This is a genomic window from Bacillus sp. 522_BSPC (assembly GCF_001076885.1).
In the GTDB taxonomy this organism is placed as follows: Bacteria; Bacillota; Bacilli; order Bacillales; family Cytobacillaceae; genus Niallia; species Niallia hominis.
On record NZ_JVDT01000143.1, the window covers coordinates 25136 to 37650 of the forward strand.

At 36.4% G+C, this 12515-nt stretch carries 18 protein-coding genes and 2 pseudogenes; 14 read left to right on the top strand and 6 right to left on the bottom strand.

From position 1 onward, the window contains the following. Positions 1–41 precede the first annotated feature (41 nt). Positions 42–1199, bottom strand: a complete 1158-nt coding sequence (locus ADJ83_RS11280; RefSeq protein ID WP_031535154.1) for an SAM-dependent methyltransferase — start codon at positions 1197–1199, stop codon at positions 42–44. A 139-nt stretch (positions 1200–1338) separates the two neighbouring features. Here ADJ83_RS11280 and ADJ83_RS11285 point away from each other — a divergent pair, with 139 nt between their 5' ends. The 7 genes from ADJ83_RS11285 to ADJ83_RS11310 all read left to right on the top strand — a co-directional run bounded on the left by ADJ83_RS11285 (position 1339) and on the right by ADJ83_RS11310 (position 5013). Continuing rightward, on the top strand, positions 1339–1884 hold the full coding sequence (locus tag ADJ83_RS11285; RefSeq protein WP_160314257.1) for a GNAT family N-acetyltransferase: 546 nt from the start codon (positions 1339–1341) through the stop codon (positions 1882–1884). Beyond that, the gene (locus tag ADJ83_RS11290; protein WP_031535151.1) at positions 1881–2366 is read left to right on the top strand and encodes a GNAT family N-acetyltransferase; all 486 of its coding nucleotides are present in this window, start codon (positions 1881–1883) and stop codon (positions 2364–2366) included. Before ADJ83_RS11285 ends, ADJ83_RS11290 begins: the two co-directional genes overlap by 4 nt. A gap of 19 nt (positions 2367–2385) precedes the next feature. Beyond that, positions 2386–2859, top strand: coding sequence for a GNAT family N-acetyltransferase (locus ADJ83_RS11295; RefSeq protein ID WP_031535149.1), 474 nt, complete (start codon positions 2386–2388; stop codon positions 2857–2859). Positions 2860–2964: 105 nt separating this feature from the next. After that, a complete protein-coding gene (locus ADJ83_RS11300; RefSeq protein WP_031535147.1) occupies positions 2965–3411 on the top strand; it encodes a MarR family winged helix-turn-helix transcriptional regulator in 447 nt (148 codons plus the stop codon). 90 nt (positions 3412–3501) lie between these two features. Continuing rightward, complete coding sequence (locus tag ADJ83_RS11305; protein WP_031535145.1) at positions 3502–4368, top strand: permease; 867 nt, start codon at positions 3502–3504, stop codon at positions 4366–4368. Positions 4369–4400: 32 nt separating this feature from the next. Further along, a complete protein-coding gene (locus ADJ83_RS26525; protein ID WP_269320372.1) occupies positions 4401–4535 on the top strand; it encodes a hypothetical protein in 135 nt (44 codons plus the stop codon). After that, entirely contained in the window at positions 4519–5013 is a 495-nt protein-coding gene (locus ADJ83_RS11310; RefSeq protein ID WP_031535143.1) for a GNAT family N-acetyltransferase, read from the top strand. Before ADJ83_RS26525 ends, ADJ83_RS11310 begins: the two co-directional genes overlap by 17 nt. 47 nt (positions 5014–5060) lie before the next feature. Here the strand turns inward: ADJ83_RS11310 and ADJ83_RS11315 are convergent, their stop codons facing one another. After that, positions 5061–5531 (bottom strand): GNAT family N-acetyltransferase, encoded by a 471-nt coding sequence (locus ADJ83_RS11315; protein ID WP_031535141.1) that lies wholly within the window; start codon positions 5529–5531, stop codon positions 5061–5063. Positions 5532–5724: 193 nt separating this feature from the next. On the opposite strand from ADJ83_RS11315, the gene ADJ83_RS11320 reads away from it, so the two are divergent. The 5 genes from ADJ83_RS11320 (at position 5725) to ADJ83_RS11340 (ending at position 8967) form a co-directional block, all read left to right on the top strand. Continuing rightward, positions 5725–6366: an FMN-dependent NADH-azoreductase gene (locus ADJ83_RS11320; protein WP_031535139.1), complete on the top strand. Its 642-nt coding sequence runs from the start codon at positions 5725–5727 to the stop codon at positions 6364–6366. 177 nt (positions 6367–6543) lie between these two features. Then, positions 6544–6969, top strand: a complete 426-nt coding sequence (locus ADJ83_RS11325) for a DMT family transporter (RefSeq protein ID WP_031535137.1) — start codon at positions 6544–6546, stop codon at positions 6967–6969. Between the two features lie 12 nt (positions 6970–6981). After that, positions 6982–7695, top strand: a complete 714-nt coding sequence (locus ADJ83_RS11330) for a Crp/Fnr family transcriptional regulator (RefSeq protein WP_031535135.1) — start codon at positions 6982–6984, stop codon at positions 7693–7695. 3 nt (positions 7696–7698) lie between these two features. After that, entirely contained in the window at positions 7699–8175 is a 477-nt protein-coding gene (locus tag ADJ83_RS11335; RefSeq protein ID WP_031535133.1) for a DMT family transporter, read from the top strand. Positions 8176–8241: 66 nt separating this feature from the next. Beyond that, positions 8242–8967 carry a YjjG family noncanonical pyrimidine nucleotidase gene (locus tag ADJ83_RS11340; RefSeq protein ID WP_031535132.1) on the top strand — a complete coding sequence of 242 codons (726 nt, stop codon included), beginning with the start codon at positions 8242–8244 and terminating at the stop codon, positions 8965–8967. Here ADJ83_RS11340 and ADJ83_RS11345 read toward each other — a convergent pair. Together ADJ83_RS11345 and ADJ83_RS11350 are read right to left on the bottom strand one after the other, a co-directional pair. Next, entirely contained in the window at positions 8964–9473 is a 510-nt protein-coding gene (locus tag ADJ83_RS11345) for a CBO0543 family protein (RefSeq protein ID WP_048717782.1), read from the bottom strand. The two genes, ADJ83_RS11340 and ADJ83_RS11345, sit on opposite strands and share 4 nt — an antisense overlap. A 105-nt stretch (positions 9474–9578) precedes the next feature. Continuing rightward, a pseudogene (locus ADJ83_RS11350) lies at positions 9579–9991 on the bottom strand (substrate-binding domain-containing protein); the annotation flags it as partial. Positions 9992–10058: 67 nt separating this feature from the next. On the opposite strand from ADJ83_RS11350, the pseudogene ADJ83_RS26530 reads away from it, so the two are divergent. Together ADJ83_RS26530 and ADJ83_RS26535 are read left to right on the top strand one after the other, a co-directional pair. Next, positions 10059–10553: pseudogene (locus ADJ83_RS26530) on the top strand (beta-galactosidase trimerization domain-containing protein); the annotation flags it as partial. A gap of 3 nt (positions 10554–10556) precedes the next feature. Then, a complete protein-coding gene (locus tag ADJ83_RS26535) occupies positions 10557–10778 on the top strand; it encodes a Beta-galactosidase C-terminal domain (RefSeq protein ID WP_269320373.1) in 222 nt (73 codons plus the stop codon). A gap of 52 nt (positions 10779–10830) precedes the next feature. Here the strand turns inward: ADJ83_RS26535 and ADJ83_RS11360 are convergent, their stop codons facing one another. Beyond that, positions 10831–11727, bottom strand: coding sequence for an SDR family oxidoreductase (locus tag ADJ83_RS11360; protein WP_081836544.1), 897 nt, complete (start codon positions 11725–11727; stop codon positions 10831–10833). 47 nt (positions 11728–11774) lie between these two features. Continuing rightward, positions 11775–12395 (bottom strand): cupin domain-containing protein, encoded by a 621-nt coding sequence (locus ADJ83_RS11365; RefSeq protein WP_031535123.1) that lies wholly within the window; start codon positions 12393–12395, stop codon positions 11775–11777. Positions 12396–12515 lie beyond the last annotated feature (120 nt).

Genomic DNA, 12515 nt, shown 5'->3' on the forward strand with positions numbered 1-12515 from the left:
GAGGGAGTAGTATCCTCCTGCTTCCATTAGAAATGAATTTCCTATCCTCTTGTCATTGGCAGCTGGTTGCTGCTATTTTTAACGAGTAAATATTGAATAACATCAATATTGCTTGCTTTAAAGGAAGCGGCACATGCTTGCAAATATAAGTCCCACATCCGGATAAAGCGTTCATCCTTTATTTTCCGAACTTCCCCTAGATTAGCAATAAAGTTAGCATGCCACATTTCTAATGTTTTTTGATAATGGCGACGAAGACTTTCTAAATCAACTAGTTGTAGACTTTCTGTTGTCATATGGCTAATAAGTTCTGAGACACCAGGGATATAGCCGCCAGGGAAAATATATTTATTGATCCAAGCATTAGTTGCGCCACCTTGCTGGCGTGAAATTCCGTGAATCAAGGCTACTCCATCGTCCTTTAGCAAATGGTGAACCTGCTGGAAATATGCTTGAAGATTTTCCTTGCCTACGTGTTCAAACATCCCCACACTAGTAATGCGATCAAATGTCTTATCCTTTAAATCACGATAATCCATTAAATAGACGGTTATGCTTTCTGATAATCCTTTTTCTTTTGCCATTTTCATCACATAGTCATATTGTTCTTGGCTTAAAGTGATGCCGGTTGCCTTAACTTGATAGTCTTTCACGGCAGTAAAAATGAGATTACCCCATCCACAGCCAATGTCCAATAAGTCCTGGCCAGGAGAAAGATTTAATTTTTTTAAAATATGGTCTACCTTATTTTGCTGTGCAGTTTCTAATGTATCTTCAGGAGTTTGGAAATAGGCACAGGAATAGGTCATGGAACGATCTAGCCAAATTTTATAAAAATCATTGCCGATATCGTAATGATTTTGGACATCTTCTTTACTCTGTGTTTTAGTATGGGACTGTTTGGGAAGAAATTTTCTAAATTTACTACTTTGCATAAAGCTGGATGCATTTTCATAGGCAGAGGCAATTAAATCCTCTATACTGCCCTTTATTTCTATTTTTCCATCCATATACGCTTCTCCTAAAGCTAATGAAGCATTATTGTAAATATCTTTCATGCGAATAGGCTTTTTGAAAATAAGCTCTATAGCAGGATCACCGTTACCATAGACAGCTGATTTACCATCCCAATAAGTAACCTTAACTGGAACGGTGAAGGAATTGCTTAAAATAGATTTATATATGGTTTTCTCGAACACACCATTCACCCCTTACTCCCCATTGTTTATGTATAATTTTACCTCTATTTCATGAAATATGTGGTTAATATGCTCAAATGGAATAATAGGTGGATACTTTGAGGAAAAAATCATCCCTTGCAAAAGGGAGAATGGTAAGATGGAAACAGGCAGTATAAACGAAAAAGAGGGGAATCAAATGGAATTTATAATGGCAGAAGCCAATAGGTTAGCAGAAATTAATAGGATATATGTAAAGTGCAGAGAAAATCTAATCAAAAAAAATATCTTTCAATGGGACGAACACTATCCAAATGTGGACTATTTTCAAGACTGCATAGAAAATAAGATGCTATTCGTTTTATTAGAAGAGGATAAGATTGTAGGACATGTGGTATTAAATGAATGGCAAACAGAGGAGTGGAAGACCATTCGATGGAATGGAAATAATCCTTTGATTATTCACTCTCTCATGATTGACCCCAGTTACCAAGGTAAAGGAATAGGGGCAATAATGGTCAAGCGTATGGAAGAATACGCTCTTTTAAATGGATATGATAGCATCCGATTAGATACATTTTCAGGAAATCCTCAAGCTCTTAAGTTATATAAAAAGCATGGATATATAGAAAAAGGGGAGGTTTTCTTTGCCTCTAAGCCTGTTGGACATCAAAAATATCTTTGTATGGAGAAGGAATTAATATGAATATTACCGCTATTACCGAAACGAACCGTGAAAATGTAAGATCATTTTTCCAATCTCATTGGGGAAGCACGGAAATGGTACTTTCTACAGGTATTTATGATTGCAGTGCTTTAGATGGATGTATTGCCTGGAATAAAGAAGGAGAAATGATTGGTTTAATAACCTATATATTTAGAGATGCAGAGTGTGAAATTATCTCTTTAGACAGTATCGATGAAGGAAAGGGCGTTGGGACAAGGCTTTTACACACGGTTGAACAAACAGCCAAACAAGTCCCATGCAATCAGGTCAAAATAATTACCACAAATGATAATGTACTCGCATTAAAGTTTTACCAAAAAAGAGGCTATTACTTATCGGAATTGTTAGTGGACGCAGTAAAAAAAGCTAGAAAGATTAAACCAGAAATACCTTTGCTTGGGAACCATGGTATTCCGATTAGAGATGAAGTGGTGCTTGTAAAGACGCTTTGTATAAAATAATGACGCTGAGGTGATTAATTTGGCTATAACATTGGAACTTTATCAAGAAAAATATAAGCAGGAACTAGAAGAATATTTTTTATCGGAGGAGCAGTTATACTTTACTAGTATGCCACTTGATGCTTTAGAGAAATGTATAACAGAAGAAGATCGTCAACCTATCGTCATTTTAAAGGATGGTGGAGTTGCTGGTTTCTTTGTCCTACATGGATGGGAGGGAGTAAGGGCGTATAGTGAGAATAAAGAGGCTATTCTAATGCGGGCATATTCTATCCAGCATTCTTTTCAGGGACAAGGGGTAGGAAGGAAATCTATGGAGTTATTAATCCCCTTTGTGAAAGAATATTATCCAGCAAAAAAAGAAGTAATTTTGGCTGTTAATGTGAAAAATACCCGAGCTCAATATGTTTATCAGAAAGCAGGGTTTGATGATACTGGAAGAAGAGTGGTGGGAAGAAAAGGAGAACTAATTATTTTCAATCGGAAAGTATAGATAGGACTGTTCTTAAAGAACAGTAAAAAAAATAGTTGCAAAATGCAAATAATAAGCTATAATGAAAGTAGCTTCAATATTTTAACAAAGGAAGGAGGCGGTATGATGGAAAATCTTCGTGAGATTTTACAAATTACTATGAGAAGATTTGGTGTGCTTGATAAGAATTGTTGTTCTATTGGGAATACGGAAATATCTCTTGTTCAAAGCCATATTTTATATGAAATTGATAAAAGAAATAATCCGTCTATGCAAGAAATAGCAGAGGTTATTGGAATGGATATTACAACCTTTAGCAGGCAAATTCAATCTTTAGTAAAAATGGAATTAGTGAATAAGCAGCAATCCATGACGGATAAAAGAGTATATGTACTCCAATTAACAACGCAAGGAAAAGCAATTGCAGCTTCTATTGATACGCAAATGAATCAATATTTAGAGGAAGTTCTCTCTTTTATGTCAGATTTTGAAAAAGAAACCGTCATTCGTTCGCTAAAGTTATTAAATAGTTCCATGGCAAAAAGCAATATGTGCTGTCATCCAGTTAAGTAATGAGGAAAATAAGTGGCTGTGTTAGACATCATTCCTAATATAGCCTGGATATAATACTTGTATTTTACAAATAAAAAGGAGGGATGTTAGATGTGGTACGAAGTGCTGAAAAACTTCGCATGGTTAGTAATGGAATTAACTATTCTTTTTGTAGTTGTATCTTTTGTTGTTAATTTGCTACAAGGCTTTGTTCGCTATGACAAAGTGGAGATATGGATGAAAAAGACTCCACCCATTGTTAGTGCGCTTATTGCAGTTGTTTTTGCTTTTATCACCCCTTTTTGTTCCTGTTCTACCATACCAGTTGTGGTGAATTTATTGAAAAATAAAATCCGTTTTAGCACCGTTATGATTTTTCTATTTACTTCACCAGTGCTAGATCCAACTATCTTAACCGTAATGGCTGTTCTAATGGGATGGAAAGTAGCTCTCTATTATACAGTAATCACGACGATTCTTTCGATTGTCCTTGGCTTTGCACTAGAGAGATGGGGGTTCGAAAAAGAAGTGAAAAATGTCATTATAAAAAATGATCTTCAAGCAGAGAAGGGGTTTAGTTTAAAAAATACGGTTTCTGAAATTTTAACCTTAATGAAAACTGTTTACCCCTTTTTGTTAATAGGGGCAGGTATTGGAGCGGTGATAGGAGGAATCGTACCAACAGAGTTTGTGGCAACCTACTTAGGCGGAGAGAATTGGTGGTTGATTCCGCTTGCTGCAATAATCGGTATTCCTTTATATATTCGGCTATCGTCGATGATTCCGATTTCCCAAATTCTGATTGCCAAAGGGATGGCACTTGGACCGGTAATGGCAATGATGATTAGCTCAGCAGGAGCAAGTCTCCCGGAATTAAGCTTATTAAATAGCATTTTTAAGCGAAAATTAGTGTTTGCGTTTGTATTATCCGTTTTCTCGATGTCCACGATTTCAGGCTTTTTGTTTTATTTTATATAAGGGAAACCAATTCGTAGGAGGAATGATTTATCATGAACATTTTGAAAAAAATAATCAAAAAAGAGCAGAAAAATGATTGCTGTAACATTATGATAGAAGAAGTAGGAGAAAAGCAAGAGGGCTGCTGTGAGGTGAAGGAGGAGAGAAAGGATGAGCGTAAAGCTTGAGAAGATTTTGAAGGAGTATTGGGAAGAGATAGCAACTATCTATAGATTGGGCATTCAATCCAGACAAGCCACTTTTGAGACTAATGTTCCAGATTGGGAGAAATGGAGCAGTAGTAAAGATTTGTCTACCAGTTTTGTTTTAATAGATGAAGAGGCGAATAGAGTGATTGGTTGGGCTGCTATCAGTAAAGTATCGAATCGCTGTGTGTATCAAGGAGTTGGGGAGCATAGTGTTTATTTACATCCTGATTATCATCACAAAGGTTATGGGAAATTCTTATTGAATAAATTAATTGAACATTCTGAATCTAATGGCTACTGGACACTACAATCAGGTATTTTTCCAGAAAATATTGCGAGTATCCAGCTTCATAAAAGCTGCGGATTTAGAAGTGTTGGGATTCGTGAGAAAATTGGAAAGCTAGACGGTGAGTGGAGAGATGTTGTATTAATGGAAAGAAGAAGTGCGAAATATTGATTTTTTAAGTCGAGAAGATGGATGGAAACCTTCTCGACTTTATCAGATTATACGGAAGGATGCTCTAGATCCAACGTCATAAACACACTATTCGGATCTTCCTCATAATCCGAAAATGGCCCGCAATACTCAAATCCTAATCTTTCATATAGCTTTTTGGCGGGCAGGAAAGCATCCATGGAACCTGTCTCCAAACTTAATCGGTTATAGCCGCGAGTTTTGGCTTCAGCGATAATATGGAAAAGTAGCTTTTTTGCTACGCCTTTACGCAAATGATGAGGAGAAGTCTTCATAGACTTTATTTCGCCGTGCTTGTTATCTAGTTCTTTTAACGCGCCGCATCCAGTTAGCTCCCCGTCCTCCCATGCACTCCAAAAGGTTACTTCTGGTTTTCTCAATCCTTCCACATCAAGAGCATGTATGCTTTCAGGAGGTGAATGGAGGGTCATGCTATGTAAATGATCTTCCAATAAAGCAATGACTTCTTTTGAGGTAACATGATCGATAATAATTTTCATCACATCAAACCTTTCTAATTATTTATTCTTATTTTACTTTTTTCCTTATTCCAGTGGAATGGATTATGCATAATTTAACTGGAAATATTTAATAAAATATCTTCACTTAAAAATATTTGCCTTTGAAGCATTTTGTTTGTTATGATATTCACATTAGTTTTAAATTTGCATGAGGGAAAGGAAAATGAAATAAATGAATGTATTAGTAGTAAAAGCAAACAATCGTCCAGCTGCTGAGGCTGTATCAAGCAAAATGTATGAAACGTTTATGGATTCTATTAAAGGTGCTGAAAATCTTAATGTAAATGTATATGATGTCTATGCAGAAGATACTCCTTACTTTGGTCAAGAATTATTCGATGCTTTCGGTAAAGTACAAAGCGGAGCAGAATTAACAGATTTAGAGCAACGTTTATTAGCTGCAAAACAAAAAGCAATGGATGCTTTAACTGCTGCTGATTTAGTAGTATTCGCATTCCCGCTTTGGAACTTAACCATTCCAGCTAAATTACAAACGTTTATTGATTATGTATATGCTGCAGGTTTTGCATTTAAATTTGATGCAGAAGGTAACATGATTCAATTAATGACAGATAAAAAAGCGATCCTTTTAAATGCTCGTGGCGGCATTTATTCTACTCCAGAAGCTGCTTCTTCTGAAATGGCTGTTACCTATATGCGTGCAGTATTTGGTGGCGTATTTGGAATGGAAATCATTGATGAGGTTATTATCGAAGGACATAACGCAATGCCTGATAAAGCTGCTTCTATCATTGAAGAAGGTCTACAAAAAGTTGCTGCTGCTGCAAATAAATTAGTAGCACAAACTGTTTAATAGAAATTAACTAGATTGAATAGAGCAACTCCGTCTGAAAATAAGTTTTCAAACGGAGTTTTTTTATGGGAAAAAGTTTATACTAGGATAAGAGCAAATTTAGGACATATGTCCTTTTCCTATTTATAGAATTCGATTATCTTTAAAAAGGAAATTAAATAGCAAGGAGTCGAACAAATGAGAGGTATATTATTTGCGTTTATGGGTGGTGCATTTATTACCCTGCAAGGAGTGGCGAATGCAAGAATTAGCCAGGATATTGGTTCATGGCAGGCAGCTACCATTACTCAGTTTACTGGATTTGTGCTAGCACTTTTAATTTTACTAGTAGTGAAAGAAGAAGCATTTTCAAAATATAAACAAGTAAAGCCATTATATTTAGCGGGAGGTTCCTTTGCATCAGTCGTTATTTTTAGCACGATTACAGCGATGCATTTAGTAGGGGCCACACTAACCATTTCCACTGCTTTAATCGCCCAGCTATTTATCACCTTTATTATAGATAGCAATGGTTGGTTCGGTTTGGAAAAGCAACAGATGAAAACGCCGCAGTTTATAGGAATTGGCATGATGATATTAGGTGTTCTTTTATTAAAAATGTAAGGAGACCCATCCGTGAAAGAGATTGGAAATGTAGAGCAAGTAGAAGAATATATGCATAAATTTCATTTAGAAGCTATTTTTCCGGAAAAGTTGAAAGGGCATTTACATCTTTATGCTTTTAACCAAGGAGAATTTATTTGTACGCAAGGACAGGCATCTGAATATCTTTACATTCTGGTAGATGGAAAGATGAAAATATATACAACGACAGCAGAAGGAAAAACGTTAATTCTTTCTTTTAAAACACCAATAGAAATGGTTGGGGACGTTGAATATGTACGAAATACTGATATTCTTAATACAGTTGAAGCGATAACAGATGTAGTGGTAATAGGTGTCCATAAACGGCATTTAAAGCAATATGCGAGTGACTATGCACCATTTCTACAGTTTTTGCTGGATATCATTACAAAGAAATTCTATATCAAATCGAGCTCAATGCGATTCAATTTGTTCTATCCAGTAGAAGTAAGATTGGCTAGTTATTTATTGTCTGTGTCTTTTGATAAAAAGGATCCTTTATACAATAAGGAACGAAATGAAATAAATTTAAAGGATACAGCGAACTTAATTGGCACTAGTTATCGACATTTAAATAGAGTGATACAGCAATTTTGTCAGGATGGTCTGATTGAACGGAAAAAGGGATTTATTATGGTGAAAAATCGGGATGGTTTAACACGCTTAGCTGGAAAAAGTATTTATGAAGAAGGATTGGGTGAATAAAACATGATATATGGCTTACTTATTGCGTTTATTAGCGGTAGTCTTGTTGGGGTACAAAACATCTTTAATAATCGTGTCAATCAAAAGGCAGGTCTTTGGGCTACGACTACTTTAGTATTAGCGCTAGGATTTATTGCTTCTTTTATTCTTGGCTTTATTACAGAAGGAATGGGTCTTTTTCATCTAGAAAATATGCAGATGTGGTACTGGTTCAGCGGGATTATCGGTGTTGGTGTTGTTGTTTGTATGACAAAAGGAATCAGGCATTTGGGGGCAACCTATGCTGTTTCGATTTCCTTGTCCTCTCAACTTGTTTTTGCCTTACTATTTGATTCTTTTGGTTTATTGGGATTAGAGAAGGTTCCATTTACCCCCCAGCAGTTAATAGGGGTCCTAGTCATTATCGGTGGAATTCTTGTTTTCAAAATGGGAGGAGCTTCAGAAAAGAAACAGCCTGTGAAAGAACTGGCGAAACGATAGGAGAGTATTTGTATGCAGGGGATAAGGAAAGATGATGGCAAAGCAATCGCGAAGAATAATCAAGTAATGGAGGAAGTAAGGAGCGTAAAGAAGTATCAAACTTTGCTTTTCGATGTAGACGATACACTACTGGACTTTGCGGCTGCGGAAGACCAAGCTTTTCGGTTATTGCTGGAGGAGCAAGGAGTCTCTTATAAGGAAGAATGGAAAAGACAGTACCAGCAGCTAAATCAAGGCCTGTGGAAAGCGTTTGAAGCAGGGGAAATTACGCGTGATGAGGTTGTTAATACAAGGTTTACTTTATTCTTTGAGAAGATGGGCAGGAAAGTAGATGGAGCTTTATTAGAACAAAGCTATCGCGAATATTTAGGAGAGGGAAACCAGCTGCTAGATGGAGCGATGGATTTAATCGTAAAGATTTCAAACCATTTTGATTTATATATTGTGACGAATGGCATGTCGGCAACACAAGAGAAACGATTAAAATCATCTGGTCTATATCCATTCTTTAAAGCTATTTTTGTCTCAGAGGATACGGGCTATCAAAAACCAATGAAGGAGTTCTTTGATTATTGTTTTGACCGAATTCCTTCCTTTAACAAGGAAACAGCTTTAATCATTGGCGATTCACTAAGCGCAGATATTCAAGGTGGGCATAATGCTGGAATCGATACTTGCTGGATTAACCCGCTAAAGATGGATAATAGCTTGGATGTTCAGCCAACCTACGAAATCGCAAAATTAGAAGAGCTATTCCTTCTTTTAAAGAGAGAAAAACAATCGAACCATTAAAGGAACGATTGTTTTTTATTATCCTTGTCTAATTTTCGAACAAAACCAATACAGGTTCTTGAAAGGAGAAAAGTGCAAGCTTCTGTCAATAAAGTATCATACCAATGCCAGTCTTTATTATATTTTATTAAATTTGTGTATTTTTCTAATAGAACCTCTATAAATGTCATTGGAATACTAAAGTAAAATGCTTTGAGTATAATTCCAGGCAATTTGGAATGTTGGCTTATTTGATTGTAAGCAACACAAGTGATTGGGAATAATAAATAATCGAATAAAATATTAATTTGAAAATGCTTTGGCAGAAACCGAACAGGAAAATTAAGCCATTTTTCTGACGTAACAAGGCTATCCACAAAACTGGATAAATACCCTTTAAAAAAGAAGACAAGAAACCAGTCTTTTGCTGGTTTTTTTCTAAAGATAACTGGTAAAAGTCCTATTCCCAAAAAGAAAAGGAATCTTAATATTTTCCGTTCCACTTTCATCACCTGTCTAATTAACAATATATCCGTCCTTATGGTAGGGATAGTTTTTTCATAGTTTATCCAAAGGAAGAGAAAATATGAAAAAAAGCATCTGTTCTGATGCTTTTAAGAAAATCTTCTTTTTTATAATGCGCTTTTTCGTTTAATTAATTCCGACTGAAGTAAAACAGTCTTTGGAATCTTTCGTTGATCCAGAATCTGTTCAAGGAGTAAGGAAACACCAGTTTTACATAGTTCTGGTATATCAATATGAAAGGTAGTCAAAGGAGGTGAGACATACTTTGCTACACTAATATTATTCACGCTTATGATACTAACTCTGTTTGGAATGGATATAGTATATTCATTAAAAGCCTGAAGACTGTCAACTGCAATCGGGTCAGAAGCAATAAAGAAGGCTGTGGGCAATTCCTCTTTTAAGTCGTCTATTACTTTTTTGTAACTGTGTAGCCATCATTTACGGAAAAATGTCTTTCGCCAAAAATATACCTTTCGTCAAGTATTCCCAAATCCTTCATATGCATTCGAAACGCCTTAAATGATGCACAAGGGTTCTCCAATGCAACCAAGCAATATCCGCAGACACTTTAAAAACATTATTATAGCTTCTGGAAGAAGGATATTAGTGTTGATATTGTGACCCTAAATCAAGATCTTACTTCCTATGATCTCGTGATTGCACCAATGCTTTATATGATATCTAATGAAACCATTTCAAAGTTAGAAAACTATGTTGCAAATGGTGGAACGCTCGTAAGTTCTTATATTAGTGGGCTTGTTAATGAGACAGACCTTGCTCATTTATCTGGATGGCCAGTTCCATTAAAACGTGTATTTGGGATGGGAGTAAAAGAAACAGATACACTTTATCCAAAAGATCGAAATGTGCTTGCTTATAATGGAAAGCAATATGAAATAAAGGATTACTGTACTATTTTGGAAGCGAAAGAAGCAGAAGTGTTAGGCACTTATATGGAAGACTTTTATCAAGGAAATCCTGCGGTTGTAAAAAATAGCTATGGGACGGGAAACGCTTATTTTATAGGTGCTAGAACGGAACAAGCATTTTTAGATGATTTCTATGGGGATATCCAAAAGGAAATGAATCTCCAAGTGGAAAACGAAATTGTCCATGAAGATGGTGTATCGGTCCAAAGAAGGGAATCGGATAAGCATTGCTATTTATTTGTCATGAATTTTACAGAACAAAAGCAATCGATTACGGTAAAAGAGCCTTTATACGACCTGCTTACAGAGGAGATAAAGCAAGAGCATATAGAACTTTTACCTTATGAAGTAATGGTATTGAAAAAAGAAAAGTAATATAGGCGATAACCAAAAAGGACGACAGATATTGTCGTCTTTTTGGTGTGTGCTAGGTTGTGACCATAGCACCGCCGTTTACATGAATCGTTTGTCCCGTCATATATGAGCCGTCGTCTGAGGCAAGCAGTACGTATACTGGGGCAATTTCGTATGGTTGGCCAGCACGTTTCATTGGCACATCCGAACCTAATGTAGCAATATTTTCAGCTGGTTGCGATGCGGGTTGGATAGGTGTCCAAAATGGGCCAGGTGCGACAGCGTTCACTCGGATGCCTTTACCGACGAGACTATTAGCTAATGCTCTTGTATAACTAACAATGGCCCCTTTTGTAGTTGTATAGTCAATCAATTGGCTTACGCCGATATAGGCAACTAGTGATGTTGTATTAACAATACTAGCTCCTTTTTTCAAGTGAGGCAAGGTTGCTTTTGTTAAGTGAAAATAAGCGTGAATATTAACATCGAAGGTTAGGTCCCATTGTTCATCAGATATCGCTGTTAAGTCATTCTGAAAAAATGGAACAGCTGCATTATTAGCCAAAATATCAATTTTACCAAATGTTTCTAGCGTTTTCTGGACAATAGATTCACAATGTTCTTTTCTTCTCAGATCTCCTGAAATAAGCAAGCAAGAGCTTCCATAATGCTCGATAGCCTGTTTGGTTGTTTCGGCATCTGTATGTTCATCATAATAAGCGATAACAATATTTGCCCCCTCTTTTGCAAAAGCCACTGCCACCGCTCTACCGATTCCACTATCCCCACCAGTGATAATGGCAATACGTCCTTTTAATTTACCTGTTCCGATATATTTAGGATTATCAAAAATGGGCAAGGGATCCATTAGGTATTCAAAACCGGGCTGCCTTGATTGCTGTTGCGGCGGAAAAGACCATTCGATTTCTTCACATTTTGTTTCAGATCCATAATGCTTCTTATTTGTCACAGAATTAACCTCCATATGCTTTTTTAGGTTACTTAGTAACCTGGGTTTTAATATGGGTAAGGTGGAGAGGAAAGATTGAGATAAGGATGGGTAGTAGGTGAAGGCTGCGTGGAATGATAAGTTGGGTTCATGGTTCCTCCGTTTTGGTCACACCCCGGTGGTGGTCCAAGAATAGTAGATTGATTAATTGGTGCTATTGTATTTGCATAGGCTGATTCATTTACGCAATAAGCTCTGTTAACAATCTCTTTTGGCAAAAAGCGTAAAAAATCAGAACCAAACACAATATCCGGTTTGGGCTGATCAAAGATAGTAAGGAAATGCGTATTATTTCGCAATGCTACTATCCAATGAAACCAACCTTTTGGAAATTGGGATGCTTGCCCTGGCATTAGATGGTAAGTCATAATGCTTTGAGTAAAGGGATTGAAGACAGACGTCATAGCTTCTCCACTAATGACGAATACAAGTTCATTTACATTTGTGTGCCAGTGCGGCTGAACAATGATTCCCTGATTAAGATGCACATTGAATAATCCAGTATGTATAGCCGGCATTTGATCAGAAAATAACTGTGTAATGTAATTATAAGAATCCCTTCTATAATTAACAGACTGGGTCGAATCACCAAAGAGCTGGAAGGAAGGAGAAGCTGGATTAACAGACATATACAAGCCTCCTATTTTTTAAGTAGAAAATTAATATGGATTACTAGCTTAAATATATACAAAACGAGGTTGCCCTATGAGTGGAAAATTGGTTTTGATTTGCAATGGAGATGATTTAGA

Bases quoted from the DNA above. Each gene is read 5' to 3' on its own strand.
- ADJ83_RS11320 (WP_031535139.1), top strand. From the start codon at position 5,725: ATGAATGTATTAGTAGTAAAAGCAAACAATCGTCCAGCTGCTGAGGCT.
- ADJ83_RS11310 (WP_031535143.1), top strand. From the start codon at position 4,519: ATGAGCGTAAAGCTTGAGAAGATTTTGAAGGAGTATTGGGAAGAGATA.
- ADJ83_RS11300 (WP_031535147.1), top strand. From the start codon at position 2,965: ATGGAAAATCTTCGTGAGATTTTACAAATTACTATGAGAAGATTTGGT.
- ADJ83_RS11335 (WP_031535133.1), top strand. From the start codon at position 7,699: ATGATATATGGCTTACTTATTGCGTTTATTAGCGGTAGTCTTGTTGGG.
- ADJ83_RS26525 (WP_269320372.1), top strand. From the start codon at position 4,401: ATGAACATTTTGAAAAAAATAATCAAAAAAGAGCAGAAAAATGATTGC.
- ADJ83_RS11290 (WP_031535151.1), top strand. From the start codon at position 1,881: ATGAATATTACCGCTATTACCGAAACGAACCGTGAAAATGTAAGATCA.
- ADJ83_RS11315 (WP_031535141.1), bottom strand. From the start codon at position 5,531: ATGAAAATTATTATCGATCATGTTACCTCAAAAGAAGTCATTGCTTTA.
- ADJ83_RS26535 (WP_269320373.1), top strand. From the start codon at position 10,557: ATGAATCTCCAAGTGGAAAACGAAATTGTCCATGAAGATGGTGTATCG.
- ADJ83_RS11305 (WP_031535145.1), top strand. From the start codon at position 3,502: ATGTGGTACGAAGTGCTGAAAAACTTCGCATGGTTAGTAATGGAATTA.
- ADJ83_RS11325 (WP_031535137.1), top strand. From the start codon at position 6,544: ATGAGAGGTATATTATTTGCGTTTATGGGTGGTGCATTTATTACCCTG.
- ADJ83_RS11365 (WP_031535123.1), bottom strand. From the start codon at position 12,395: ATGTCTGTTAATCCAGCTTCTCCTTCCTTCCAGCTCTTTGGTGATTCG.
- ADJ83_RS11285 (WP_160314257.1), top strand. From the start codon at position 1,339: ATGGAAACAGGCAGTATAAACGAAAAAGAGGGGAATCAAATGGAATTT.
- ADJ83_RS11340 (WP_031535132.1), top strand. From the start codon at position 8,242: ATGGAGGAAGTAAGGAGCGTAAAGAAGTATCAAACTTTGCTTTTCGAT.